The sequence below is a fragment of the Buttiauxella warmboldiae genome, assembly GCF_003818135.1.
Taxonomy (GTDB): Bacteria; Pseudomonadota; Gammaproteobacteria; order Enterobacterales; family Enterobacteriaceae; genus Buttiauxella; species Buttiauxella warmboldiae.
Genome location: NZ_RPOH01000003.1, coordinates 168527 through 192493 on the forward strand (window position 1 = coordinate 168527; position 23967 = coordinate 192493).

The 23967-nt window shown below is 51.9% G+C and carries 26 protein-coding genes, 1 tRNA gene and 1 pseudogene; 22 read left to right on the forward strand and 6 right to left on the reverse strand.

Annotated elements, in window-relative coordinates:
• Positions 1-13: 13 nt before the first annotated feature.
• Entirely contained in the window at positions 14-1312 is a 1299-nt protein-coding gene (locus EHN07_RS01370) for a CYTH domain-containing protein (protein WP_124022427.1), read from the reverse strand.
• A 243-nt stretch (positions 1313-1555) separates the two neighbouring features.
• Between EHN07_RS01370 and EHN07_RS01375 the strand changes: the two genes are divergently transcribed.
• Both EHN07_RS01375 and EHN07_RS01380 read left to right on the forward strand, forming a co-directional pair.
• Positions 1556-2176 (forward strand): TIGR04211 family SH3 domain-containing protein, encoded by a 621-nt coding sequence (locus EHN07_RS01375; RefSeq protein ID WP_124022428.1) that lies wholly within the window; start codon positions 1556-1558, stop codon positions 2174-2176.
• A 67-nt stretch (positions 2177-2243) separates the two neighbouring features.
• Complete coding sequence (locus tag EHN07_RS01380; protein WP_124022429.1) at positions 2244-3491, forward strand: multifunctional CCA addition/repair protein; 1248 nt, start codon at positions 2244-2246, stop codon at positions 3489-3491.
• 77 nt (positions 3492-3568) lie between these two features.
• On the opposite strand, the gene bacA is transcribed toward EHN07_RS01380, so the two are convergent.
• Both bacA and folB read right to left on the reverse strand, forming a co-directional pair.
• Positions 3569-4387, reverse strand: a complete 819-nt coding sequence (gene bacA, locus EHN07_RS01385) for an undecaprenyl-diphosphate phosphatase (protein ID WP_124022430.1) — start codon at positions 4385-4387, stop codon at positions 3569-3571.
• Positions 4388-4494: 107 nt separating this feature from the next.
• Positions 4495-4863, reverse strand: coding sequence for a bifunctional dihydroneopterin aldolase/7,8-dihydroneopterin epimerase (folB, locus tag EHN07_RS01390; RefSeq protein ID WP_124022431.1), 369 nt, complete (start codon positions 4861-4863; stop codon positions 4495-4497).
• Positions 4864-4970: 107 nt separating this feature from the next.
• On the opposite strand from folB, the gene plsY reads away from it, so the two are divergent.
• From plsY to ureG, 9 genes are all read left to right on the forward strand, one after another.
• Positions 4971-5585: a glycerol-3-phosphate 1-O-acyltransferase PlsY gene (plsY, locus tag EHN07_RS01395; RefSeq protein WP_124022432.1), complete on the forward strand. Its 615-nt coding sequence runs from the start codon at positions 4971-4973 to the stop codon at positions 5583-5585.
• Positions 5586-5719: 134 nt separating this feature from the next.
• Positions 5720-6547 (forward strand): urease accessory protein UreD, encoded by an 828-nt coding sequence (locus EHN07_RS01400; protein ID WP_124022433.1) that lies wholly within the window; start codon positions 5720-5722, stop codon positions 6545-6547.
• Positions 6548-6557: 10 nt separating this feature from the next.
• Complete coding sequence (locus tag EHN07_RS01405) at positions 6558-6860, forward strand: urease subunit gamma (protein ID WP_124022434.1); 303 nt, start codon at positions 6558-6560, stop codon at positions 6858-6860.
• A gap of 10 nt (positions 6861-6870) precedes the next feature.
• A complete protein-coding gene (locus EHN07_RS01410; protein WP_124022435.1) occupies positions 6871-7185 on the forward strand; it encodes an urease subunit beta in 315 nt (104 codons plus the stop codon).
• Positions 7178-8881 carry an urease subunit alpha gene (ureC, locus tag EHN07_RS01415; protein WP_124022436.1) on the forward strand — a complete coding sequence of 568 codons (1704 nt, stop codon included), beginning with the start codon at positions 7178-7180 and terminating at the stop codon, positions 8879-8881. The genes EHN07_RS01410 and ureC overlap by 8 nt, the downstream gene beginning before the upstream one ends.
• A 9-nt stretch (positions 8882-8890) precedes the next feature.
• Positions 8891-9355, forward strand: a complete 465-nt coding sequence (gene ureE / locus EHN07_RS01420; RefSeq protein ID WP_124022459.1) for an urease accessory protein UreE — start codon at positions 8891-8893, stop codon at positions 9353-9355.
• 9 nt (positions 9356-9364) lie between these two features.
• Complete coding sequence (locus EHN07_RS01425; RefSeq protein ID WP_124022437.1) at positions 9365-9904, forward strand: HupE/UreJ family protein; 540 nt, start codon at positions 9365-9367, stop codon at positions 9902-9904.
• Positions 9904-10578 carry an urease accessory protein UreF gene (locus EHN07_RS01430; RefSeq protein WP_124022438.1) on the forward strand — a complete coding sequence of 225 codons (675 nt, stop codon included), beginning with the start codon at positions 9904-9906 and terminating at the stop codon, positions 10576-10578. Before EHN07_RS01425 ends, EHN07_RS01430 begins: the two co-directional genes overlap by 1 nt.
• 9 nt (positions 10579-10587) lie before the next feature.
• Entirely contained in the window at positions 10588-11205 is a 618-nt protein-coding gene (gene ureG, locus EHN07_RS01435) for an urease accessory protein UreG (RefSeq protein ID WP_014071813.1), read from the forward strand.
• An 86-nt stretch (positions 11206-11291) separates the two neighbouring features.
• Here ureG and tsaD read toward each other — a convergent pair whose 3' ends face one another.
• The gene (gene tsaD / locus EHN07_RS01440; protein WP_124022439.1) at positions 11292-12305 is read right to left on the reverse strand and encodes a tRNA (adenosine(37)-N6)-threonylcarbamoyltransferase complex transferase subunit TsaD; all 1014 of its coding nucleotides are present in this window, start codon (positions 12303-12305) and stop codon (positions 11292-11294) included.
• A gap of 246 nt (positions 12306-12551) precedes the next feature.
• Here tsaD and rpsU point away from each other — a divergent pair, with 246 nt between their 5' ends.
• From rpsU to EHN07_RS01465, 5 genes are all read left to right on the forward strand, one after another.
• A complete protein-coding gene (gene rpsU, locus EHN07_RS01445) occupies positions 12552-12767 on the forward strand; it encodes a 30S ribosomal protein S21 (protein ID WP_001144069.1) in 216 nt (71 codons plus the stop codon).
• A gap of 166 nt (positions 12768-12933) precedes the next feature.
• Positions 12934-14679, forward strand: a complete 1746-nt coding sequence (gene dnaG / locus EHN07_RS01450) for a DNA primase (RefSeq protein WP_124022440.1) — start codon at positions 12934-12936, stop codon at positions 14677-14679.
• Positions 14680-14833: 154 nt separating this feature from the next.
• A complete protein-coding gene (gene rpoD, locus EHN07_RS01455) occupies positions 14834-16672 on the forward strand; it encodes an RNA polymerase sigma factor RpoD (protein ID WP_124022441.1) in 1839 nt (612 codons plus the stop codon).
• 186 nt (positions 16673-16858) lie between these two features.
• Positions 16859-16934 (forward strand) — tRNA-Ile (locus EHN07_RS01460).
• A 131-nt stretch (positions 16935-17065) separates the two neighbouring features.
• On the forward strand, positions 17066-17224 hold the full coding sequence (locus EHN07_RS01465) for a hypothetical protein (protein ID WP_124022442.1): 159 nt from the start codon (positions 17066-17068) through the stop codon (positions 17222-17224).
• Here EHN07_RS01465 and EHN07_RS20795 read toward each other — a convergent pair.
• Positions 17222-17312, reverse strand: a pseudogene (locus tag EHN07_RS20795) (cell filamentation protein Fic); the annotation flags it as partial. The gene EHN07_RS01465 and the pseudogene EHN07_RS20795 overlap by 3 nt on opposite strands.
• A 245-nt stretch (positions 17313-17557) precedes the next feature.
• On the opposite strand from EHN07_RS20795, the gene EHN07_RS01475 reads away from it, so the two are divergent.
• Positions 17558-17848 (forward strand): Bor family protein, encoded by a 291-nt coding sequence (locus EHN07_RS01475; protein WP_124022443.1) that lies wholly within the window; start codon positions 17558-17560, stop codon positions 17846-17848.
• 25 nt (positions 17849-17873) lie between these two features.
• On the opposite strand, the gene EHN07_RS01480 is transcribed toward EHN07_RS01475, so the two are convergent.
• Complete coding sequence (locus EHN07_RS01480; protein ID WP_124022444.1) at positions 17874-18311, reverse strand: hypothetical protein; 438 nt, start codon at positions 18309-18311, stop codon at positions 17874-17876.
• Positions 18312-18589: 278 nt separating this feature from the next.
• Here EHN07_RS01480 and uxuA point away from each other — a divergent pair, with 278 nt between their 5' ends.
• The 5 genes from uxuA (at position 18590) to EHN07_RS01505 (ending at position 23939) form a co-directional block, all read left to right on the forward strand.
• A complete protein-coding gene (gene uxuA / locus EHN07_RS01485; RefSeq protein ID WP_124022445.1) occupies positions 18590-19660 on the forward strand; it encodes a mannonate dehydratase in 1071 nt (356 codons plus the stop codon).
• A gap of 471 nt (positions 19661-20131) precedes the next feature.
• Positions 20132-20668, forward strand: a complete 537-nt coding sequence (locus EHN07_RS01490) for a TRAP transporter small permease (protein WP_208646964.1) — start codon at positions 20132-20134, stop codon at positions 20666-20668.
• An 83-nt stretch (positions 20669-20751) separates the two neighbouring features.
• Positions 20752-22023: a TRAP transporter large permease gene (locus EHN07_RS01495; protein WP_244202335.1), complete on the forward strand. Its 1272-nt coding sequence runs from the start codon at positions 20752-20754 to the stop codon at positions 22021-22023.
• 20 nt (positions 22024-22043) lie between these two features.
• Positions 22044-23000: a TRAP transporter substrate-binding protein gene (locus EHN07_RS01500; RefSeq protein ID WP_124022447.1), complete on the forward strand. Its 957-nt coding sequence runs from the start codon at positions 22044-22046 to the stop codon at positions 22998-23000.
• Positions 23001-23234: 234 nt separating this feature from the next.
• The gene (locus EHN07_RS01505) at positions 23235-23939 is read left to right on the forward strand and encodes a DUF2461 domain-containing protein (RefSeq protein WP_124022448.1); all 705 of its coding nucleotides are present in this window, start codon (positions 23235-23237) and stop codon (positions 23937-23939) included.
• The last annotated feature ends 28 nt before the right edge of the window (positions 23940-23967 follow it).

Below are 23967 nucleotides of genomic sequence, written 5' to 3' on the forward strand. Positions count from 1 at the left end.
TTAGAAACGATGGTTATTTTCCGCTATGCAGCCAGAAAGGCGCCTGCGAAATAGCTTCATTACGATAATGTTCAATCTCAACCTGCTGGCGAGTCACAATCGCATGGCGCAGCCCCTGCCAGTTTTCCAGCCACGGCTGGGTTTTCGCCTCTTCATACACTCCCGCCAGCAGGCGAATAGAGCCGGTTTCGCGCGCCAGGCGCGGTAGCTGATCGGCATAGCTATCGCCTAACGGGCGCTGGAACGTTTCTTTTAGTTCTGCGGCGTGGCGCGAAAGATGGGTATCGGCAAAACGTTTAAACGACCCCGCCAGTTTGACGTTAGCTTTTTCGTCAGTAAATGGCTGCCATTCGCGTCCAACCAGCCATGCGGTCAGAGCCAGTTTGGCCTGGCTGCTTTCGACGCTGAAAGCCAGCTCGGGCGCTTTAAGCGCCGATGCCAGCATGGCTTCATAAGCGGCTGTCAGCTCGCGTAATTGCGTGCTGGCCTTACGGGGAATGATACCGCCGAATAGCGCCAGCGCGTGGCGCACCAGACCAACCGCTTCCAGTACCTGAGCTTTCGCCTTGCCGTTGCCACGCAACCAGAGTTCTTCGTGGTATTGCCAGTGGTTGAGCGCCAGCTCCAGCGAACCTTCCAGCCCCTGTTCTACCGTGGCTTTTGGTGCAACGCGCAGAACGGTTAACGGTTTGATTTCACGTTCCGCATTACCGTGCGCCAGGTGATAGCCGCGCGCAGCTTTGCTCAGGCTACCCTGACGTAACCCCGGTTGTGCAACCAGCTGTCTGGCAAAAGCCAGCAGGTCTGCCGTTTCGCCTGCCAGTAATTCAAGCTCCAGCTCGCACAGGGGTTCAGCCAGCTCACCCGCTTTTACCTCGCCCTGGTCCAGCGCCAGTTCGATACGACTTTTCCCATGGGTCACAACCCACTTCTCGCGCGCAAAATCAGTGCTGAACAGCGGGTTAAGCTGTGCCTGTAACTCATCAGCGAAGACGCCTTCCGGCCAGACTTCTGCCGGGAACTGCGCCAGCGCCAGTTCCGGTGAAGCCAGCTCAACGTTGTATTCCGGGCGCTGATGCAGCCCACCGGTCACGCGGCCTGCGATTTTCAGCGTCATTTCATAGCGGCCGTTATCGCCGCGAATACGCAGCCCCATATCATGGCGGCGCAGCTGGTTGTCGGCGGTTTCATAATAGATATTGAGCAACTGGCGAGGTTCAGCGTGCTCGCTTTCCAGCGCGTTTAAGGTGTTACGCAGTGCATCCAGCTCAGCGGGATTCACAATAAACTTGAGTTCGATTTCCTGAGTCATCGTCTTTTTACTTTTAGTTGGGTCACATCGGGCTGACGCCCGCAGAACTTAATCGTTTAATGGCGGTCAGTAGATAATATTTTTCGCCAAATTACCATGAGCGGCGCGTATTTTGACGGGCCGTCAGCCGCGAGTAGTGGGTCAGATTCACACCAGGATGATTCCCATTCAGGTTTACGGATTGCGCCGTCAGACTGATGCCACTACTATCGTTCCACTATTTATGACAATAATGACGAAATCATGCACAAATTCCGCCTAATTTGCCTTACTTTGCTCTCGCTTAGCGTTTCTGTTGTGGCTCATGCCGATGAAAAACGTTACGTCTCTGACGAATTGAATACCTGGGTGCGTAGTGGTCCCGGGGATAATTATCGCCTGCTCGGCACCGTGAATGCGGGTGAAGAAGTCACCCTGCTGCAGAGCAATGAAGAAACTAAGTATGGCCAGGTGCGTGATAGTGATGGTCGCACCTCCTGGATCCCACTGGCTCAGTTAAGCACCTCGCCAAGCCTGCGTATTCGCGTGCCGGCTCTTGAAAACCAGGTCAAAACGCTGACTGACAAACTCACGAATATCGACACCACCTGGAATCAGCGCACCGCTGATATGCAGCAAAAAGTGGCGCAGAGCGATAGCGTGATTACCGCGCTGAAAGAAGAAAATCAACAGCTTAAAAATCAGTTAATCGTGGCGAAAAAGAAAGTTGATGCCGCGAACGTGCAGCTTGATGACAAGCAACGCGCCATTATTATGCAATGGTTTATGTACGGTGGCGGCGTCGCCGGTTTCGGTCTGCTGCTTGGACTGCTGCTGCCTCACATGATCCCAAGCCGTAAGAAGAAAGACCGCTGGATGAACTGATTCGCCACCCTGTATCCTACACTTAGCAAATATCTTTATTGGTCAACAGATGCAGGGGCGTTAAAGGGTGAAGATTTATCTGGTCGGTGGTGCGGTGCGTGATGGGTTGTTGAGAATACCGGTTAAAGATAAAGATTGGGTCGTGGTGGGAGCCACGCCGCAGGAAATGCTCGATGCAGGCTTCCAGCAGGTCGGGAAAGATTTTCCGGTCTTCCTGCACCCTCAGTCGCGTGAAGAGTACGCCCTGGCGCGCACCGAGCGTAAATCAGGCCTGGGCTATACCGGTTTTACCTGTTATGCCGCGCCTGATGTCACGCTTGAGCAGGACCTGCTGCGCCGTGACCTGACGATCAACGCCATTGCCCGAAGCGAAGACGGCGAGTTTATCGACCCGTTCGACGGGCGGGCCGATATTGAAAAACGCCTGCTGCGCCATGTCTCACCCGCTTTCAATGAAGACCCGCTACGTGTTCTGCGCGTCGCGCGTTTTGCGGCCCGTTATGCACACCTCAGTTTCCAGATTGCCCCGGAAACCATGGCGCTGATGTCTTCGATGACCGCTAACGGCGAGCTTGAACACCTCACCCCCGAGCGAGTCTGGAAAGAGACGGAAAATGCGCTCACCAGCCGTAACCCGCAGGTTTATTTCGATGTGCTGCGCAAATGTGGCGCGCTGAAGGTGCTATTCCCGGAAATCGATGCGCTGTTTGGCGTGCCGGCACCTGAAAAATGGCACCCGGAAATCGACACCGGCATTCACATTTTGATGACGCTGGCGATTGCCGCACAGCTCAGCCCGGAAGTAGACGTGCGTTTTGCTACGCTGTGCCACGATCTGGGAAAAGGATTAACGCCCAAAGAGTTCTGGCCGCGCCATCATGGGCATGGTCCGGCAGGCGTTAAACTGGTTGAACAAATGTGCCAGCGCCTGCGCGTCCCCAATGAAATTCGTGATCTTGCCCGGCTGGTTGCCGAATATCACGACCTGATCCATACGATTTCGATTTTGCAGCCAAAGACTATCGTCAAACTGTTCGATGCTATCGACGCATGGCGTAAGCCACATCGCGTTGAGCAAGTGGCATTAACCAGCGAAGCGGATGCCCGTGGGCGCACCGGTTTTGAAGCCAGCGACTACCCGCAGGGCCGTCTGCTGCGGGCAGCGTGGGTTGCGGCGCAAAGCGTGACGAATAAAGAAGTGCTCGATGCTGGATTCAGCGGCCCGGCGATTCGCAATGAGCTTACTCGTCGCCGTATTGCCGCTGTGGAAGCCTGGAAAAAAGAAGCCGGACTGGTTACGCCAGGCGCTAACTGACTGCCGCCCGGCTAAAAGCGGGGAGTAAAACCCCACAAAAAAGCCGCTCATTTTGAGTGGCTTTTTTGTGGTCAGCGTTAAAAGAAGACGAAATAAACTGCTGCAGCAACCGCAAAACGATAAATCGCAAATGGAATAAAGGAGATTCGCTTAATAATTTGCAGGAAGGTTTTAATCGCAATCAGCGCCACAATAAATGCGGTAATAAAGCCAACCGCAAACATGGGCAAATCAGCCATGGTCAGGAAGCCGATGCTCTTGTACACATCCAGCACCGTGGCTCCCATCATCATGGGCACCGCCAGCAGGAAAGAGAATTCTGAAGCCGCGTAACGGCTGACGCCCATTAACATCCCGCCTGAAATTGTCGCACCAGAACGAGAGAAGCCCGGCCACAGAGCCAGACACTGGAAACAGCCAATGATAAATGCCTGGCGATAGGTCATGTCATCAATGCCCACCGCGCGCGGTTCTTTCGGTTTGAGCAACTCTGCGGCAATCAGCAGCACGCCGCCCACCACCAGCGCATACATCACGTTTATCGGGTTAAAGAGCGATTTGATGGTGTCGTGGAAAATTAGCCCCAGAACCACGGCTGGCGCCATGCCCAGCAGAATATGGATCAGCGACAGCCGTCCTTTCCCTTCCCCCTCGTGAGGCTTACGGCCAAAATGAATACCAATAAGGCCAAACAGGCGGCGCCAGAACATCACGACGACAGCCAGAATGGAACCTAGCTGGATGACGACCTCAAAGGTTTTCGCCTTATCACCCTCGAAACCCAGCAGGTGGCCGACGATAATCATATGGCCGGTAGACGAGACAGGTAAAAACTCCGTTAGTCCTTCAACGACGCCAAGAATTGCAGCAATAACTAACGAGTGCAGATCGCTCATTAATAAATCCTCTAACCCCTAAAAACGAACATAAAAAAAGCGGCACCTGCCGCGAAAAGATGACAGTTATGACCAGCTTGCCAGGATTTGGTTTAACAAATCTAAATTTATTTATCGGCTTTCGGATTAGCGCCACGCTCAATCACAACCCCGACGTTTGCTGCCTGCGCTACAGCACCAGGCTTGCTGACTTTTAAGCGCACCCAGGGCGAGTTAAAGCGGGTCAACAACAGCTGAGCGACCTCTTCAGCCACGCGTTCCACCAGCGCAAAACGGCCGCCTGAAACATGATTGATGACCGCTTCGCTGACATCAGCGTAGCTCAGACAATCGTTTACATCGTCGCTGCTGGCCGCCTGGCGGTTATCCCATGCCATTTCGATATCCAATACCAGCTTCTGGGAGATAGTCTGTTCCCAGTCATAAACACCAATCGTGGTGATGACCGTAAGTTGCTCTATAAATACAATATCCATCGCGCCCTGCCCGGTTTTTAGTCACGCCAGATACCACTTCCGGCGAAATATGCGTATTATCCACAGATGCAGAGAATACAACGACACTTTCAAAATGGAACAGCGTTATGAGTGCAATCGCGCCTGGCATGATCCTGCTTGCGTATCTTTGCGGCTCAATTTCTAGCGCCATTCTGGTCTGCCGGGTTGCCGGCCTGCCCGATCCCCGACTCAACGGCTCCGGCAACCCAGGTGCGACCAACGTCTTACGACTTGGCGGTAAAGGTGCAGCCGTAACGGTACTGATTTTTGACGTTCTCAAAGGAATGTTACCCGTCTGGGTAGCTTACGAACTCGGCGTGACGCCGTTCTGGCTGGGGCTTATTGCCATCGCCGCCTGCCTTGGCCATATCTGGCCGGTGTTCTTTCATTTCCACGGTGGCAAAGGTGTGGCGACAGCCTTTGGCGCAATCGCCCCCATCGGCTGGGATTTAACCGGCGTGATGGCGGGAACCTGGCTGTTGAGCGTGTTACTGAGCGGTTACTCCTCTCTGGGCGCCATCATCAGCGCGCTGATCGCCCCGTTCTACGTCTGGTGGTTCAAACCGCAATTCACCTTCCCGGTCGCGATGCTCTCGTGTCTGATTTTGATGCGCCATCACGATAATATTCAACGCCTGTGGCGACGTAAGGAAACGAAGATCTGGACGAAGCTCAAGCGTAAGAAGAAAGACGCTAAATAACCCGTTCGTTATGCCTTAATCTCACAAACCAGCTCACATGAGCCGATTTTTTATCCATAAGAGACTCATATGATAGCCTTCATTTCTGCCAGGGCATACTGAAATGCCCCCGATAATGAGCAGATGGATGCAGCATGTTAGCAGCTCAGGTCACTGATAATACGTATAAAGGCTGGCAGGCATCGCTTGCCCTGCAGTTTTGTCACACCCCTGAGAAAACCCTCCTGCACTCTGCTCATCACATTGGGCCACTTACCGTTCAGCGTCCGTTTTATCCCGAAGGCGAAACCTGCCACCTCTATCTGCTGCATCCCCCTGGCGGAATTGTGGGCGGCGATACGCTGGATATTTCCGTTAGGCTGGACGCCAAAAGCCACGCGCTTATCACCATGCCCGGTGCCAGTAAGTTCTATCGCAGCAGCGGTCCGCAGGCTCGTCTGAACCAGCATTTTTATCTCCACGAAGATGCCATGCTGGAGTGGCTGCCGCAGGACACCATTATCTTTCCCGGTGCGAACGTCGCGCTGCATTCCATCTTTCACCTGCACGCCACCAGCACGCTGCTGGCGTGGGAGTTGTACTGTCTGGGCCGCCCGGTGATAAACGAAACCTTCAACCACGGCACGCTGGAGAGCCGCCTTGAGGTGTGGGTGGATGACGAACCGCGTCTGATTGAGCGGCTGCATCTTCGCGAGGGCGATCTTACGCCCGTCGCCGGGCATCCGTGGATCGGCACGCTGTTGTTCTATCCGGCAAGAGAAGAACATCTCGACACAGTGCGCGAGCGGCTTACGTCGTTAGAAAACTTTTCCGGAGCGACGCTCACCGACGATCTGCTGTCGGTGCGTTTTCTCTCCGACGACAACCTGATTTGCCAGCGGGTGATGCGCGATATCTGGCAGTCGCTTCGCCCGCTTCTGACCACCAAAACCGCCTGCTCGCCGCGTATCTGGCAGACATAAGAGAAACGTTATGGAACTGACCCCCAGAGAAAAAGACAAGTTATTGCTGTTTACCGCCGCGCTGGTTGCCGAGCGCCGCCTTGCGCGTGGGGTAAAACTCAATTACCCGGAATCGGTCGCGCTGATCAGCGCCTTTATTATGGAAGGCGCTCGTGATGGCGAAACCGTCGCCTCACTGATGGAAGCGGGCCGCCACGTCCTGACGCGCGACCAGGTGATGGAGGGTGTGTCGGAGATGATCCCGGATATTCAGGTGGAAGCCACCTTCCCGGACGGATCCAAGCTCGTCACCGTCCATAACCCGATCTTGTAAGGAGCGCGTGATGATCCCAGGCGAATACCAGATCCAGTCAGGAAACATTGCCATCAACGTCGGGCGAGAAACCCGGCGAGCGATCGTCGAAAACCACGGCGACAGACCGATCCAGGTGGGATCGCACTACCACTTTTACGAGGTCAACCCGGCGCTGAAGTTCGACCGGGAAGCCACCCGAGGCTACCGGCTGAATATTCCGGCAGGTACCGCCGTGCGCTTTGAACCCGGCCAGAAACGGGAAGTGACGCTGGTTCTGATGGCGGGCGCACAGCGCATATTCGGCTTTCGCGGCGAGATAATGGGAGAGGTGAAAAATGGCTGAGATTTCCCGTCAGGCTTATGCCGATATGTTCGGCCCCACCACCGGCGATAAAGTGCGACTGGCCGACAGCGAGCTGTGGATCGAAGTGGAAGACGATCTCACGATCTACGGCGAAGAGGTCAAGTTCGGCGGCGGAAAAGTGATCCGCGACGGCATGGGCCAGGGGCAGATGACCGCCGACGACTGCGTGGATTTGGTGCTCACCAACGCGCTGATTGTCGATCACTGGGGGATCGTGAAAGCGGATATCGGCGTTAAAAACGGGCGGATTTTTGCTATCGGCAAAGCCGGGAACCCGGATATTCAGCCCGGCGTGACGATCCCGATTGGCGCGGCGACGGAAGCGATCGCCGCCGAAGGGAAGATCGTTACCGCCGGCGGGATCGACACCCACATCCACTGGATCTGTCCGCAGCAGGCGGAAGAGGCGCTGGTCTCTGGTGTCACCACGATGATTGGCGGGGGCACGGGCCCTGCGGCAGGCACCAACGCCACGACCTGTACGCCAGGGCCCTGGTATATCGCGCGAATGTTGCAGGCGGCCGATACATTACCGGTGAATATCGGCCTGCTCGGCAAAGGTAACGGTTCTAACCCTGATGCCCTACGCGAGCAGATCGCAGCGGGTGCTATCGGGCTGAAGATCCATGAAGACTGGGGCGCAACGCCTGCCGCCATTAACTGCTCACTGGAGGTGGCCGAAGAGATGGATATTCAGGTGGCGCTGCACAGCGACACCCTGAACGAATCCGGGTTCGTCGAAGATACGCTGGCAGCTATCGGCGGGCGCACCATCCACACCTTCCACACCGAAGGCGCGGGTGGCGGCCATGCGCCGGATATCATCACTGCCTGTTCACATCCAAATATTCTGCCCTCCTCCACCAACCCGACGCTGCCCTACACGGTAAACACCATCGACGAGCATCTGGACATGCTGATGGTCTGTCACCACCTCGATCCAGATATCCCTGAGGACGTGGCTTTTGCTGAATCCCGCATTCGCCGGGAGACCATCGCCGCTGAAGACGTGCTGCACGATATCGGCGCATTCTCGCTTACCTCGTCAGATTCTCAGGCAATGGGTCGCGTGGGAGAAGTGATTATTCGCACCTGGCAGGTTGCGCATCGCATGAAAGTACAGCGCGGCGCGCTGCCGGAAGAGACGGGCGATAACGACAACTTCCGCGTGAAGCGCTACGTCGCCAAATACACCATCAACCCGGCGCTGACCCACGGCATCGCCCATGAAGTGGGATCGATTGAAGCGGGCAAACTGGCGGATCTGGTGGTATGGTCGCCAGCATTCTTTGGCGTCAAACCCGCCACCATCGTTAAAGGCGGGATGATCGCCTGCGCGCCGATGGGAGATATCAACGCCTCAATTCCTACGCCCCAGCCGGTGCATTACCGCCCGATGTTCGGCACGCTGGGCGGGGCGCGCCACGCAACGCGTCTGACGTTTATCTCACAGGCAGCCCATGCAAATGGCATCCCGCAGCAGCTTAATTTGCAGAGCGCAATCGCGTTAGTGAAAGGCTGCCGGACGGTGAAAAAGGCCGACATGATCCATAACGATTTACAGCCGAATATCACCGTTGACTCACAAACCTACGAGGTACGTGTCGACGGCGAACTGATTACCAGCGAACCGGCAGAGGTTTTGCCGATGGCACAACGCTATTTTCTGTTTTGAGGAGTGATGATGATCTATCTAACCCAACGCCTGGACCACCCCCACCCCATCACCGCCAGCGTGACGCTGCCGATTGACGTGCGGGTGAAAAGCCGCGCCCGCGTAGCGCTGAGCGACAACCGCGAGGCCGGGCTGATGCTACCGCGTGGTTTGCTGCTGCGCGGCGGGGATCTGCTGACCACCGACGACGGCAGCGAGGTGATCGAAGTGATCGCAGCAGCAGAGTCCGTCTCTGTGGTGCGCTGCGCCGATCCGTTCCTGCTCGCCCGCGCCTGCTATCACCTGGGCAACCGCCATGTGCCTTTGCAAATCATGCCTGGTGAACTGCGCTATCACCACGATCACGTTCTCGACGACATGCTGCACCAGTTCGGGCTGGAGGTGACCTTCGCCAGTCTGCCGTTTGAACCGGAAGCAGGGGCTTATACCAGCGCAGCCCACAACCATAGCCACTCTCACGCTCATTCACATTAAGGATTAATCATGCGCAAGTTCTTCCCCCTGTTACTGCTGGCCTTTTCCGTTCCGGCGCTTGCCCATCCTGGGCACGGTACTGACAGCTTCCAGGCCGGCTTTCTTCACCCTCTGGCCGGGCTTGATCATCTGCTGATGCTGACCGGTGCAGGCGTGCTCTCCGCGCTGAGCGGCCGCAAGCTGCTGCTGCCGTTGGCGACCCTCGGCATGATGCTGACCGGTGCCGTGGCGGGTAGCCTGCTCGGCGGCTTTAGCGGCGTGGAAATGCTGATTATCGCCTCGCTGGCGGTCTGCGGCGTGATGATGTTTAAAACCGAAAACCGCCTGCTGCTGGCGGTACCTGCCCTGGCGATGTTCCACGGCTGGGCGCACGGCGTGGAGATGTCCGGCCACAGCTTCTGGCTATTCACCAGCGGCTTTATGTTTGCCAGTGCCATGGTGCTGTGCATCAGTTTCGCGGCAGGATTACTGCTGCGCCGTCACGACCGCCTGCGTAAAACCTTCGGCGGCGGGCTGATTGTCTCTGCCCTGCTGGCGCTGATGAGCTGATGGAGTACTCCCGCCAGTGGCTGCGCCTGATGCAGCTCTCCAGCAGTAGCCTGCCGGTCGGGTCGTTTACCTGGTCGCAGGGGCTGGAGTGGGCTGTAGAAGCCGGGTGGGTCACGAACGCCGACGCGTTCAAACGCTGGCAGATCCAGCAGATGGAGCAGAGCTTTTTCTGCGTCGACCTGCCGCTATTTATTCGCCTGTACCGTGCCTGCGTGCATCAGGATTTGGCGGCAGCAAAACGCTGGACAGCATACCTGCTCGCCTGTCGGGAAACGCGCGAACTGCGTGATGAAGAACGCAACCGTGGCGCAGCCTTTACTCGCCTGATCAAAAGCTGGGAGCCAGATTGCCCGGCAGAATGGCTACCGCTGTTTATGCAGAGCCAGCTCTGCGGCATGGCATGGCTCGGCGTGCGGTGGGGCATTGGTGCACGCGAGCTGGCGCTGAGCCTTGGCTACAGCTGGCTTGAGAGCGCGGTGATGGCGGGCGTCAAGCTGGTGCCGTTTGGGCAGCAGGCAGCGCAGCAGCTGATTATCGACCTGAGCGACCATTTTGCCGCCGGGTTTGAACAGACATTTTTACGTGACGACGACACGCTGGGAGCAGCGACGCCGCTGTCCGCCATCGCCTCTGCGCGCCACGAAACACAATATTCACGACTATTCCGTTCCTGAGGAGTCAACATGGCTGATTATAAACACCCCCTGCGCGTTGGCGTGGGCGGCCCGGTAGGATCGGGCAAAACCGCTCTGCTGGAAGCGCTCTGTAAGGCAATGCGCGATACATATCACCTTGCGGTGGTAACCAACGATATCTACACCAAAGAGGATCAGCGGATCCTGACCGAGGCGGGTGCGCTTGAACCGGAACGCATTGTGGGCGTGGAGACGGGCGGTTGCCCGCATACCGCCATCCGCGAAGATGCCTCAATGAACCTGGCAGCAGTGGAAGCGTTAAGCGAGAAGTTCGGTAATCTGGATCTGATCTTCGTTGAAAGCGGCGGCGACAACCTCAGTGCGACGTTCAGCCCGGAGCTGGCGGATCTGACCATCTACGTTATCGACGTGGCCGAAGGGGAGAAGATCCCACGCAAGGGCGGGCCGGGGATCACTAAATCTGATTTTCTGGTGATCAATAAAACCGACCTTGCGCCCTACGTCGGTGCTTCGCTGGAGGTGATGGAGCGCGACACCAACCGCATGCGCGGCGAACGTCCATGGACGTTTACCAACCTGAAAGCGGGTGACGGTTTAGCGACGATTATTGCGTTTCTGGAAGAGAAAGGGATGCTGCGGGTTTAGTGCCGTTTACCGCCGGGTGGCGGCTTCGCCTGGTGCGGCCTACGGTTTTCCAGGCCCGGTAAGCGCAGCGCCACCGGGCAAAAAAATCACGCCTTCGGCAGCTCAGCCAGCGGCCAGCGTGGGCGCACCGTCACGCTCAGCTCACCCGCCGTTCCGGCTTTCAGCCGAATCATGCCCGCGTAGGCAATCATCGCGCCATTATCGGTACAGAATTCAGGACGAGCGTAGAACACTTCACCACGGCGTTTTGCCAGCATCTCAGCCATTCGCGCTCGCAGTGTGCGGTTGGCGCTCACGCCACCGGCCATCACCAGCCGTTTAAAGCCCGTTTGATCCAGTGCGCGTTTGCATTTGATCATCAGCGTATCAACCACCGCATCTTCAAACGCCCGCGCGATATCAGCACGGGTTTGCGCATCGGCTTCATTACCACGAATGGTATTGGCGGCAAATGTTTTCAGGCCAGAGAAGCTGAAATCAAGCCCAGGACGGTCGGTCATGGGGCGCGGGAACGTAAAGCGCCCTTCAGTGCCCTGCGCCGCCATTTTTGACAGCATTGGGCCGCCCGGGTAATCGAGCCCCAGTAGTTTGGCTGTCTTATCAAAAGCCTCACCTGCCGCATCATCAATAGACTCGCCAAGCAGCTCGTATTGACCGATACCGGTGACGCTAATCAGCTGTGTGTGACCACCGGAGACCAGCAGGGCGACAAACGGGAACTCAGGCGGGTTTTCTTCCAGCATCGGGGCCAGTAAATGCCCTTCCATATGGTGCACCGGCACCGCAGGAACATCCCAGGCGAACGCCAGTGAACGGCCAATGGTGGCCCCTACCAGCAGCGCCCCTACCAGACCCGGACCTGCGGTATAGGCCACACCATCAATATCTTGTGCGGTTAATCCTGCCTCTTTCAGCGCCGCCTGAATCAACGGCACGGTTTTGCGCACATGGTCGCGGGAAGCCAGCTCCGGCACCACGCCGCCATAGTCAGCGTGCAACTTCACCTGACTATACAATTGATTAGCTAACAAACCCTTTTCATCGTCGTAAATGGCGATGCCGGTTTCATCACAGGATGTTTCTATACCCAGTACACGCATGGCGGTCTCTACCTCAAAGTCTTGCGGCGAGTTTAAGCTCCTGAGCGCTTATTGTAAAACTTTGCTCACATACTGGGCGCAGGTGGTGTATAATCCGCACCCTTGGAAGATTCCGGCCTTAAAAGCCAGGTTTCTGGTTGTCCGGTGCTTTACAAAGCAGCAGTAGTTGCAGTAAAATTCCGCACCATTTTGAAATAGCTGACGCCTCAGTCAGCGGCAAACCGAATTTATCAAAGGTGAGAGTTAATGCCGGTAATTAAAGTACGTGAAAACGAGCCATTCGACGTAGCACTGCGTCGCTTCAAGCGTTCTTGTGAGAAAGCAGGTGTTCTGGCGGAAGTTCGTCGTCGTGAGTTCTATGAAAAACCAACGACTGAACGTAAACGCGCTAAAGCTTCTGCTGTGAAACGTCACGCGAAGAAACTGGCTCGCGAAAACGCACGCCGCACTCGTCTGTACTAATATCCTGGGGGTTTACGCCTCCGGAACAGACCAGTAGTAGTTGTAAAGGCCGTGCTTCCGAAAGGAATGCGCGGCTTATTTTCGTTCATCAACTGACATACTTCCTTCTCTTTCACCATGCCGCAGTTTCGCAAACCTGAAAGAAAGCGAGTACCAAACGGGGCCTATGGCTGGACGAATTCCACGTGTTTTCATCAATGACTTGCTGGCTCGCACCGACATCGTCGATCTGATCGATGCGCGTGTTAAGCTTAAAAAGCAGGGCAAGAACTATCATGCGTGCTGTCCGTTCCATAACGAAAAAACCCCCTCTTTCACCGTAAACGGTGAAAAACAGTTTTACCATTGCTTCGGCTGTGGGGCACACGGCAATGCCATCGATTTTTTAATGAACTATGACAAGCTTGAGTTTGTCGAAAGCGTTGAAGAACTGTCGGCAATGCACAATCTTGAAGTGCCTTACGAAGTCGGTAGCGGACCAAGCCAGATTGAGCGTCATCAACGGCAAAGTCTGTATCAATTGATGGATGGCCTGAACGCCTTTTATCAGCAATCCCTGGCTCAGCAATCGGCTGAATCTGCACGCCAGTATCTGACGCGGCGTGGTTTAAGCAGCGAGGTTATTCAACACTTCGCCATCGGCTACGCCCCTCCCGGCTGGGATAACGTCTTAAAACGTTTTGGTGGCAATAGCGAAAACCGTCAGGCTCTGACGGATGCGGGCATGTTGGTCACCAACGAGCAGGGTCGCAGTTACGACCGCTTCCGCGAAAGGGTGATGTTCCCCATCCGCGATAAGCGAGGCCGGGTAATTGGTTTTGGTGGCCGTGTGCTGGGCGATGGCCAGCCAAAGTATCTGAACTCCCCGGAAACCGATATTTTCCATAAAGGCCGCCAGCTGTATGGCCTGTATGAAGCGCAACAAAGCCAGCCGGAACCGGCGCGCTTGTTGGTGGTAGAAGGTTACATGGATGTAGTGGCGCTGGCGCAATACGGCATTTCCTACGCCGTGGCCTCGCTGGGTACCTCAACCACCGCCGACCATATTCAGCTGCTGTTCCGCGTCACGGATACCGTTGTCTGTTGTTATGACGGGGATCGCGCAGGACGAGACGCTGCATGGCGTGCTCTGGAAACTGCGCTACCTTATATGACGGACGGACGTCAGCTGCGCTTTATGTTCCTGCCGGACGGTGAAGACCCCGACACGCTGGTGCGTAAAGAAGGAAAAGAAGCATTCGAAGCACGCATGGAACATGCCCTGCCGCTTTCGACGTTTCTGTTTAACAGCCTGATGCCGCAGGTCGATTTAAGTTCACCTGACGGTCGTGCGCGACTGAGCACCCTTGCGCTGCCCCTGATTAGTCAGGTACCTGGTGAAACGCTGCGTATTTATCTGCGCCAGGAGCTGGGTAACAAACTGGGCATTCTGGACGATAGCCAGCTTGAAAAGCTGATGCCAAAGCTTGCGGAAAACAGTACGCCGCGTCCCGCTCCGCAGCTAAAACGCACAACCATGCGTATACTGATAGGACTGCTGGTACAAAATCCAGAGCTGGCACCCGGTGTGCCGCCGCTTAGCGGTCTGGAAGAGGCGAAGTTGCCAGGATTAAAACTGTTTATCGACCTGGTAAACACCTGCCTGGCGCAACCTGGTTTAACCACCGGGCAGCTTTTAGAGCTCTATCGCGGCACAAATGAGGCCGCCACCCTTGAAAAACTCTCTTCATGGGACGATATAGCAGATAAGGACATTGCAGAAAAAACGTTCAACGACGCACTTGAACATATGTTTGATTCGGTGCTGGAGTTAAGGTTTGAAGAATTGATGGCACGTTCCAGAACGACGGGGCTTACCCCTGCGGAACGTGAGGAAGTCCGCGTGATAACGCAATCACGCGCGAAAAAGTAATTACTATCGGCTTAACTGCCGAACATTAGTCGGGTCAAACCCGAACGCCGCAAGGATGGGCAGCGGCAATAAAATAAGTCAGCCCTCGTTACGTTATTGTTGGCGGTTTCGCCGACCGACACCAACCCTAATACTGAAGTGTGGATACCGTCTTATGGAGCAAAACCCGCAGTCACAGCTAAAACTTCTTGTTACCAAAGGCAAGGAGCAAGGCTATCTGACCTATGCCGAGGTCAATGACCATCTGCCGGAAGATATCGTCGACTCCGATCAGATCGAAGACATCATCCAAATGATCAATGACATGGGCATTCAGGTGATGGAAGAAGCACCTGACGCCGATGACCTGTTGCTTGCTGAAAACTCAAACAACACGGACGAAGATGCGGAAGAAGCCGCCGCTCAAGTCCTGTCCAGCGTAGAATCTGAAATTGGGCGCACCACTGACCCGGTTCGCATGTATATGCGTGAAATGGGTACCGTTGAGCTGTTAACCCGTGAGGGTGAAATCGATATCGCTAAGCGTATCGAAGACGGTATCAACCAGGTGCAGTGCTCCGTTGCTGAATATCCGGAAGCGATCACTTACCTGCTTGAACAGTACGACCGCGTAGAAGCAGAACAAGCACGTCTGTCTGATTTGATCATCGGCTTTGTTGACCCGAATGCTGAAGAAGACCTTGCCCCTACCGCCACTCACATTGGTTCTGAGCTAACCAGCGAAGAAAACACTAATAGTGACGATGAGGAAGAAGACGAAGAAGAAGCTGACGATGACAACAGCATCGACCCAGAGCTTGCCCGTGAGAAATTTGGCGAACTGCGCACGCAGTACGAACGCACTCGCGACACGATCAAAGCGAAAGGCCGTGCACATGCTGATGCTGCCGCTGAGATTCAGCAGCTGTCAGAAGTCTTCAAACAGTTCCGCCTGGTGCCGAAGCAGTTCGACTACCTGGTAAACAGCATGCGCGTCATGATGGACCGTGTTCGTACGCAAGAACGCCTCATCATGAGATTGTGTGTTGAACAGTGCAAAATGCCGAAGAAAAACTTCATCACCCTGTTCACCGGCAACGAAACCAGCGAAACCTGGTTCAACGCGGCTATCGCCATGAACAAACCGTGGTCTGAGAAACTGCATGACGTTGCGGACGACGTGCATCGTAGCCTGCAGAAACTGCAGCAGATTGAAGAAGAAACCGGCCTGACCATTGAGCAGGTTAAAGATATCAACCGTCGTATGTCTATCGGGGAAGCGAAAGCGCGCCGTGCGAAGAAAGAGATGGTTGAAGCAAACTTACGTCTGGTAATTTCTATCGCTAAGAAATACACCAACCGTGGTCTGCAATTCCTCGACCTGATTCAGGAAGGTAACATCGGCCTGATGAAAGCAGTTGATAAGTTTGAATACCGCCGTGGTTATAAGTTCTCAACTTATGCAACATGGTGGATCCGTCAGGCTATCACTCGCTCCATCGCCGACCAGGCGCGTACCATCCGTATCCCGGTGCATATGATTGAGACTATCAACAAACTCAACCGTATTTCGCGCCAGATGCTGCAAGAGATGGGCCGCGAGCCGACGCCAGAAGAGTTAGCAGAACGTATGCTGATGCCGGAAGACAAGATCCGTAAAGTGCTGAAAATCGCTAAAGAGCCAATCTCCATGGAAACGCCTATCGGCGACGATGAAGATTCGCATCTGGGTGATTTCATCGAGGATACTACCCTCGAGCTGCCGCTGGACTCTGCAACTTCTGAAAGCCTGCGTAATGCAACGCATGACGTTCTGGCTGGCCTGACCGCGCGTGAAGCAAAAGTCCTGCGTATGCGTTTCGGTATTGATATGAACACCGACCACACGCTGGAAGAAGTGGGTAAACAGTTTGACGTTACCCGCGAACGTATCCGTCAGATCGAAGCGAAGGCACTGCGTAAACTGCGCCACCCAAGCCGTTCTGAAGTTCTGCGTAGCTTCCTGGACGACTAATTACACATCGCTCCCTCAAAAGCCCTCTTCGCGAGGGCTTTTTTGTCTGCATACCCAGGCATTATAGCCAGCCCCAATATCAGAGCTGAAAATTATAACAGTTTGATTAGACTTTGATTATAAAACCAGCAGATGCTACACAATCACTGGATTGAAGCTCTGAGTTACATTATAATCCTGCGCCACGGCCCCTTAGCTCAGTGGTTAGAGCAGGCGACTCATAATCGCTTGGTCGCTGGTTCAAGTCCAGCAGGGGCCACCAAATAAAACAAGGACCTGGATAAGAAATTATCCAGGTCCTTTTTGTTTGCGTTAAATTAAAATCAGGTAACATTTTTGCTTCACACCCGAAATCTCAGCTTTTACCCTGAGAAATATGACAAGGGCTTGCTCATGGGAAAACAATCTACCCAATCTCAGGTTACAAAAGCTCAGATTTATCGCTCTGTCGCCAGCTCTACCGCTATCGAAACGGGTGTTTCTGTGCAAAAAATTGAGCAGCAGCTCAAACAAAATCAAGCACAGGCGAAAGCTGTTGGCCTTGCCCGTTAGCTGCATCATGGGGCTATAGTTCTCTGATTCGCGCCTGTATTACCTTGAAGTAAAACGCCTTGTGCTCATCCCATAAGCTGTAATCCAGTCAGCCTTCCCCGCCGTGAATAACCTTAGTCATGAATGAGTGACATGCCCACGCCTTTCCCTAAATGCTAAACAACATGTTCCATGATTAACTGTGGTTACGATGCCCGATTAAGCCTCTCTCCACCATTACACGAAACTGAAGCCTGCTGCCATATGAGGAAAATTTGCAGCCTGGTTACTACCGTTTAAGAATCCACTCCTCATGCCGCTTTACTATTAGGATCAATAATTAATGGAAGAATAATGAAAACAACGCTTACCGGTATCATAGCCGCGCTACTGCTAGCCGGCTGTGCGCAACAAACCTTTATGATTAATAGCGGTGTAACACTGACCCCTCGTCAAACGCTGACTCAGCACTTTTTCCTGCATGGCATCGCTCAACAGAAAACCATAGATGCGGCCGCAGTATGCGGTTCAGCAAATAAGGTTGCAAAGGTGGAAGTAAAACAAACTATGCTCAACGCACTGGCATCAACCTTCACAATGGGTTTATACAGCCCACGCGAAGCGAAAATCTACTGCCTCAACTAATCATCTATCAACTGGCCGCAGCCATTTATGGGCAGGTATAACTAAATGGACCACGTGGGCAGGGCCGCATTATGGCGTTAATCTGCATTGGATATATTTTGTACATCCCGCCATTAAATGGATCTATTAGTAGCCAGCCCGGTATACCGAAGGTGATCAAATTTCCGAAAGTGTACCAACCGTTCAGTCGCGACTGTAATGGCACTATGGTGGGGTAGTGGTTCGCATCCAGGAAGGTGACGGTGTAGGAGAGCTTGCCAAAGTAGCTGCCGTCAGCCTTTGGCAATGTGATGTATTGCGGCGTGATTCCACGAGCTGCGATCGTTCCATGGTTATCAGAGATAACAAAGTTTGCCCCCGTAGGTTTACTCTCAATATACAGAGTCTGCGCCTGTTCACCCACGATGCTGGCGCAGCCGCTTATTAGCAGAGATGCTACAAGAAGTGACAATATTTTTGCCATTTTCTGTTTTCCTTTCAAAACTATGTCTGTCTGTAAAGCGACTGCTGTTGCCCAAAGATTAAATAGAAGCATTCTGTAACGGCTCCGTCACACCGCCCTCTTCAATGGCTGTTAATTAAAAAATAAACAGCCATTTCTCATCACCACACGACAACTTCAGTGACGCTTGCCAAATTTATGAAAATTTTTTGCCTACCCTTTGCAGGAAATTATACTTCGCGCCGATAAATTCTAGTATGGTAGTAAATAAGCACACAACCTAAATGGAGACGATATAAATGCACATGACAATGCGTTGGTTCGGACCAGAAGAAGATAAAATTCCGCTTGAGCATATCCGCCAGGTTCCGGGAGTCGAGGGCGTTGTTGGAGCGCTGTACGATGTGCCTGTTGGTGAAACATGGCCTGCGGATAAAATTGAAAAACTCATTGGATACGCCCATCAGGCTGGCCTGAAAATGGAAGTCATTGAAAGCGTGAATATTCACGACGAAATCAAAATCGGTGGACCGGATCGCGATCGTTGCATTGAGAACTACAAGCAGACAATCCGCAATCTGGCACGCTATGGTGTGAAAGTTATCTGTTATAACTTTATGCCTGTTTTCGACTGGATGAAAACGGACATGAACTACCAGCTACCGGATGGTTCAATGACGATGGCATTCGAGAAAAAGGATATCGACAAGAGTCTCACCGATGTTGTCAAAGAAGTCCTTGATAACTCAAATGGCTTTGCCCTCCCTGGCTGGGAGCCTGAACGCTTAGCGAAGGTTCAGGAATTGTTTGCCAGGTACGAAGGGATTGATGACGATAAATTACGTAATAATCTGGTCTATTTCCTTAAAGAAATTATCCCTGTTTGTGAGGAAGTAGGGGTCAAAATGGCTATCCATCCTGATGATCCTCCCTATTCAATTTTCGGGCTACCCCGAGTCGTGAAAAATCGAAACGATCTGGACTGGATTTGTAATGCCGTTAATTCGGAAGCAAACGGCATCACTCTTTGCACGGGATCCATTGCAGAAGATCCTGATAATAATGTTTATGAAATCCTCGCTGAGTTTACTCGTCGTAAACGTCTTCATTTTGCCCATGTCCGAAATATCAAAATAATTAAGGATAAGGATTTTTATGAATGCGCTCACCCTTCTTCATATGGCTCTCTGGATATGTATGAAGTGATGAAAGCACTAAGCGATAACGGTTTTGAAGGTTATATCCGGCCAGATCACGGGCGCTTTATCTGGGGAGAAACAGGCCGTCCAGGCTATGGTCTTTTTGATCGGGCTCTTGGCGTAACTTATCTTCTTGGTCTCTGGGAAGGGCTTCAGAAACAGAAGCGCTAAATCCACATCCAAATTAAAGGCAGCATTGATTACTCAATGAAGTGTATAAATGCTGTCCATTTTGTACATTTTTCATCCCAAAAGATAAGGTGAAGCAAAAATTTTACCGCCAGTCTGAATCAGTGTAGGTAGGTTTCAACTGCCACGGCCTTTGATAATCTGCAAGCCCACTAATTTTACCAGGTGATTATTCTATAACTCAAATATTGTGATCTGAAACCGTTTTTTATTTTAATTAAAGCTGTATTCTGATCTTTCTAAACAGACTGATACTGAAGAGGATTATTAACTTAGCCATAATACTAAGCGAAGATTTTTCCCAAAGCACTTCATATCAACTCGTCCTGGATAATAGCAGGAGATGTAGGTATGCCTGAAAAGCAACATGTACTGAGTAACGGCAATAACAATTAAATAACATTAGTAGTTATTTGGCAGCATACTTATTTAAACACCAGAGGATGGTTCGCCATGATAATCAAATCAATAAACAACCATTTAATCCGGGCACTGTGTGGTGTCTTAGCACTATTTATGGTTGCGATGATCATATCTGTCGTTTGGCAGGTGTTTACGCGATTTGTTTTAAAAGATCCATCAAGTTTTACCGATGAGTTATCAAGATATTTACTGATTTGGATCGGCGTATTAGGGGGAGCATATACTTACGCCATCAAACGTCATTTAGCATTAGAGTTAATCGCCCCCAAGCTAGGCCGTACCGGTCAGCTGGTGCTGAGTATTATTATTAACTTTGTAATTATCACCTTCTCTTTAGTTGTATTTACCTATGGTGGATATGACCTTGTCTCAAATACATTATCCAATGGCCAAATATCACCAGGGATAGTTATTTTTGGTAGTAATTTGCTGATTGGTTACGTTTATCTGGCCGTACCGCTGGCGGGTGCTTTTATCAGTTACTTTGGTATCGTCGATATTATTAGTTCATTCATCGCATTAATGAAAAAAGAAAGTCATCATCCAGCGGAAGGAGATTCTCTATGACACTCACGGATTTATTATTTACCCAGGAGTTCCTCAGTAACGCACCAGATGCATTTCATGATTTCCTTCCGGTATTTGTATTGATGGGTGTGCTGGCTGTATTGCTGATAATCGGTGTGCCGATTGCATTCTCAATAGGCATTGCAGCAATGTTAACGGTGTTTATTGATTTCCCTATTGATAAAGCAACCGTGCTCATCTCGCAGAAAATGGCGAACGGCTTAGATAGTTTTGGCTTACTGGCGCTACCCTTCTTTATTGTCGCGGGCAATCTGATGAACCGCGGCGGCCTCGCGACCAGATTAATTAACTTTGCCATGCTGCTGGGAGGACGCCTTCCAGGGTCCCTTGCTCATGTGAATGTCATGGCGAATATGCTCTTTGGTTCACTTTCTGGGTCCGCCGCCGCATCGGCAGCAGCTGTGGGTGGCATCATGCGCCCTCTGCAAGAAAAACATAATTATCCGAAAGATTTCTCGACTGCAGTAAATGTTGCCTCATGCCCATCCGGCCTGCTGATTCCACCCTCAAATATTCTTATCTTATTTGGCCTGGTAAGCAGCACCTCCGTGCAATATCTTTTTATTGCCGGCTATATTCCCGGCATCATGATGGGATTGAGCATTATGCTGGGGATATTTCTCTTCGGCCGACACTACAATATCCCTCGGGAAAGAATTGTTTCGCACGCTAAAGTCAGCAAAGTCATTCTGGACGCACTGCCAAGCCTTAGCCTGGTATTAATTATCATGGGCGGCATCCTTGGTGGGGTATTTACAGCCACAGAAGCCTCCGCTATTGCTGTGGTTTACGCTTTGTTCCTGGGACTTGTCTATCGCGAACTTAAATTCAAAGACATGTACCCTATCCTGATTGAGAGTGTTATTACGACGTCAATTGTCTTATTAATGGTGGCAACCTCTTCAGCGATGTCATGGTCAATGGCTAATGCTGATATCCCAACGTTTATTTCTAATTTTGTACTTGAAGCATCAACAAATCCCCTGACGATTATCCTGTTGATGAACGTTATTTTACTGGTTGTCGGCACATTTATGGATATGACGCCAGCCGTATTGATTTTCACCCCTATTTTCTTACCTATCGCGACGCAGCTGGGTATCGATCCGGTTCATTTCGGCATCATCCTGGTCTTTAACCTGTGTATCGGTATCTGTACGCCACCTGTGGGTACAGCACTGTTTGTCGGGTGCAGCGTCTCCGGTATCAAATTAGGAAGCGTTATTCCAAAAATGTTACCTCTATTTTTACTGATGATCGCCACTCTGGCATTAGTCACGCTGTTCCCATCACTCTCTTTGTGGCTGCCAGGTTTGGCAGGATATAAATATTAATTAATATAAAGGACGATACCATGAAAAAAATCATTCTTGCATGCAGCCTGTCAATCCTCACTATGGGCAGCGCGTATGCAGCCAATCTGAAGCTGGCACATGAATTACCAACGGAACATCCAGTGCACAACTCACTGGACTGGTTTGCCAAGCAGGTCAGAGAGCGCACGGGTGATGTCAGAGTAAAAGTTTATCCTAATGGTCAACTGGGTAATGAGACTGAATTACTGCAAATGGTACAAAACGGAAATATTGCTTTTACCAAAGTGAGTGCCGCACCGCTGACTGCTTTTGCAGCCGATTATAAGCTTTTATCCTTACCTTATTTATACCGAGACCGCACACAATACGATAAGGTCCTGCTGGGCCCGATTGGCGATAAGATTCTTGAATCTTCCAAAAATTCAGGTTTTATTGGCCTGGCTTTTCTTGATGCCGGATCGCGTAGTTTTTATACCGGTAAGCCAATCAAAACGCCTGAAGATTTAAAAGGGATGAAAATCCGCGTACAAAACTCTTCGCTGGCTATTGATACCATTAAAGCGTTGGGCGCGACACCGGTACCGCTGCCTTATAGCGAGCTGTATTCTGCTTTGCAACAAGGTGTGGTTGATGGTGCAGAAAATAATATCCCATCCTATTATTCATCTCGCCATTTTGAGGTGAAGAACGTCTTCTCTTATGACAAACACAGCATGGTTCCGGATGTATTAGTCGTTTCCACTCAGATCTGGAATTCACTCTCAGAAAAAGACCGTAATACTATTCGCGAAGTGGCAAAAGAGACGGTGAAAATTCAGGATGAAAACTGGAAAAAGTACGTTGATAAATCTATTCAAGAGCTGCAGAAAAACAATGTGACATTTGTTGAAAGTGACATTCCAAAATTCCAGGAAGCGGTTAAGCCTGTCTATGAAAAATTCAGAAAAGAAAACCCGGAACTTGTTCCTTTGCTGGACGAAATCCAGGCACAGTAATTTTTATTAGCTAACACAAGGTTACTATCGGCCCCTATTCCGGTAGATATTTACTTCCCTCACTGAGGCCTTCCGTAGGCCTCAGTTTCTTTTCCCGCGGGTAGAAGACTTGTTGCCTGGGGCGTTTACTATCTGCACACCTTTTGCTGGCATAGCTCAGAATAAGTTGCTCAATATCGCCTTTGTGAGATGCTGCTAACCCCGTTCATTGGCATTAATAAGGCGTTATCAATAATGGCGACTCAAACACCGATGCAGGCAAAAACAACGTTCAGCCCAGCCACTCTGCACTTTCTTAATCAACTGGCACAAAACAACTCACGCGACTGGTTTAAAGCAAATCAGGATGAATACGAAAATAATGTGAGAACACCTGCTCTGCGGTTTATTGAACAGATGCAGCCTGGTATTGTTGCCCTTTCTCCCAAACTCACTGCGGTGCCGAAAAAAGTGGGTGGCAGCCTTATGCGCCCGCAAAGGGACAGCCGTTTCAGCAAAGATAAGACCCCTTACAAAACCAATGTCGGCATTCAGTTTCGTCATTTCCAGGGCAAGGATGTCCACGCGCCTGGCCTATATCTCCATATTGCCCCGGAAGGTTGCTTTATCGCGGCCGGAATCTGGCATCCGGAGTCAAAAGTTTTAAATGCCATTCGCCGGTGTATTGATGAAAATCCCAACGCTTATCAAAAAGCATTGCAGGCGTTGCAAGCTCGTGGATTTACCATGGATGGCGATAGCCTGATTCGTCCGCCAAAAGGCTTCGACCAGACTCATCCCCTGCTGACGGAATTAAAACGTAAAGATTATATCGCGATAAAGAACATCGACTTTGAAGAGCTCTGCAAGCCAGATGCCATCAACTTCTGCCTCGAGCAATTTCAACATTGCTCTCTATTGATGGCCTATCTGTGTTTTGCGCTGGAGCTGGATTTCTAGAATAGAAATCAATTATATACTCATAGAA

What these genes read in the sequence shown, in the direction of transcription:
- EHN07_RS01370 (WP_124022427.1), bottom strand. Translation starts at nt 1,312, where the DNA reads ATGACTCAGGAAATCGAACTCAAGTTTATTGTGAATCCCGCTGAGCTG.
- EHN07_RS01375 (WP_124022428.1), top strand. Translation starts at nt 1,556, where the DNA reads ATGCACAAATTCCGCCTAATTTGCCTTACTTTGCTCTCGCTTAGCGTT.
- bacA (WP_124022430.1), bottom strand. Translation starts at nt 4,387, where the DNA reads ATGAGCGATCTGCACTCGTTAGTTATTGCTGCAATTCTTGGCGTCGTT.
- folB (WP_124022431.1), bottom strand. Translation starts at nt 4,863, where the DNA reads ATGGATATTGTATTTATAGAGCAACTTACGGTCATCACCACGATTGGT.
- plsY (WP_124022432.1), top strand. Translation starts at nt 4,971, where the DNA reads ATGAGTGCAATCGCGCCTGGCATGATCCTGCTTGCGTATCTTTGCGGC.
- EHN07_RS01400 (WP_124022433.1), top strand. Translation starts at nt 5,720, where the DNA reads ATGTTAGCAGCTCAGGTCACTGATAATACGTATAAAGGCTGGCAGGCA.
- EHN07_RS01405 (WP_124022434.1), top strand. Translation starts at nt 6,558, where the DNA reads ATGGAACTGACCCCCAGAGAAAAAGACAAGTTATTGCTGTTTACCGCC.
- EHN07_RS01410 (WP_124022435.1), top strand. Translation starts at nt 6,871, where the DNA reads ATGATCCCAGGCGAATACCAGATCCAGTCAGGAAACATTGCCATCAAC.
- ureC (WP_124022436.1), top strand. Translation starts at nt 7,178, where the DNA reads ATGGCTGAGATTTCCCGTCAGGCTTATGCCGATATGTTCGGCCCCACC.
- ureE (WP_124022459.1), top strand. Translation starts at nt 8,891, where the DNA reads ATGATCTATCTAACCCAACGCCTGGACCACCCCCACCCCATCACCGCC.
- EHN07_RS01425 (WP_124022437.1), top strand. Translation starts at nt 9,365, where the DNA reads ATGCGCAAGTTCTTCCCCCTGTTACTGCTGGCCTTTTCCGTTCCGGCG.
- EHN07_RS01430 (WP_124022438.1), top strand. Translation starts at nt 9,904, where the DNA reads ATGGAGTACTCCCGCCAGTGGCTGCGCCTGATGCAGCTCTCCAGCAGT.
- ureG (WP_014071813.1), top strand. Translation starts at nt 10,588, where the DNA reads ATGGCTGATTATAAACACCCCCTGCGCGTTGGCGTGGGCGGCCCGGTA.
- tsaD (WP_124022439.1), bottom strand. Translation starts at nt 12,305, where the DNA reads ATGCGTGTACTGGGTATAGAAACATCCTGTGATGAAACCGGCATCGCC.
- rpsU (WP_001144069.1), top strand. Translation starts at nt 12,552, where the DNA reads ATGCCGGTAATTAAAGTACGTGAAAACGAGCCATTCGACGTAGCACTG.
- dnaG (WP_124022440.1), top strand. Translation starts at nt 12,934, where the DNA reads ATGGCTGGACGAATTCCACGTGTTTTCATCAATGACTTGCTGGCTCGC.
- rpoD (WP_124022441.1), top strand. Translation starts at nt 14,834, where the DNA reads ATGGAGCAAAACCCGCAGTCACAGCTAAAACTTCTTGTTACCAAAGGC.
- EHN07_RS01465 (WP_124022442.1), top strand. Translation starts at nt 17,066, where the DNA reads ATGGGAAAACAATCTACCCAATCTCAGGTTACAAAAGCTCAGATTTAT.
- EHN07_RS01475 (WP_124022443.1), top strand. Translation starts at nt 17,558, where the DNA reads ATGAAAACAACGCTTACCGGTATCATAGCCGCGCTACTGCTAGCCGGC.
- EHN07_RS01480 (WP_124022444.1), bottom strand. Translation starts at nt 18,311, where the DNA reads ATGGCAAAAATATTGTCACTTCTTGTAGCATCTCTGCTAATAAGCGGC.
- uxuA (WP_124022445.1), top strand. Translation starts at nt 18,590, where the DNA reads ATGCACATGACAATGCGTTGGTTCGGACCAGAAGAAGATAAAATTCCG.
- EHN07_RS01490 (WP_208646964.1), top strand. Translation starts at nt 20,132, where the DNA reads ATGATAATCAAATCAATAAACAACCATTTAATCCGGGCACTGTGTGGT.
- EHN07_RS01495 (WP_244202335.1), top strand. Translation starts at nt 20,752, where the DNA reads ATGGGTGTGCTGGCTGTATTGCTGATAATCGGTGTGCCGATTGCATTC.
- EHN07_RS01500 (WP_124022447.1), top strand. Translation starts at nt 22,044, where the DNA reads ATGAAAAAAATCATTCTTGCATGCAGCCTGTCAATCCTCACTATGGGC.
- EHN07_RS01505 (WP_124022448.1), top strand. Translation starts at nt 23,235, where the DNA reads ATGGCGACTCAAACACCGATGCAGGCAAAAACAACGTTCAGCCCAGCC.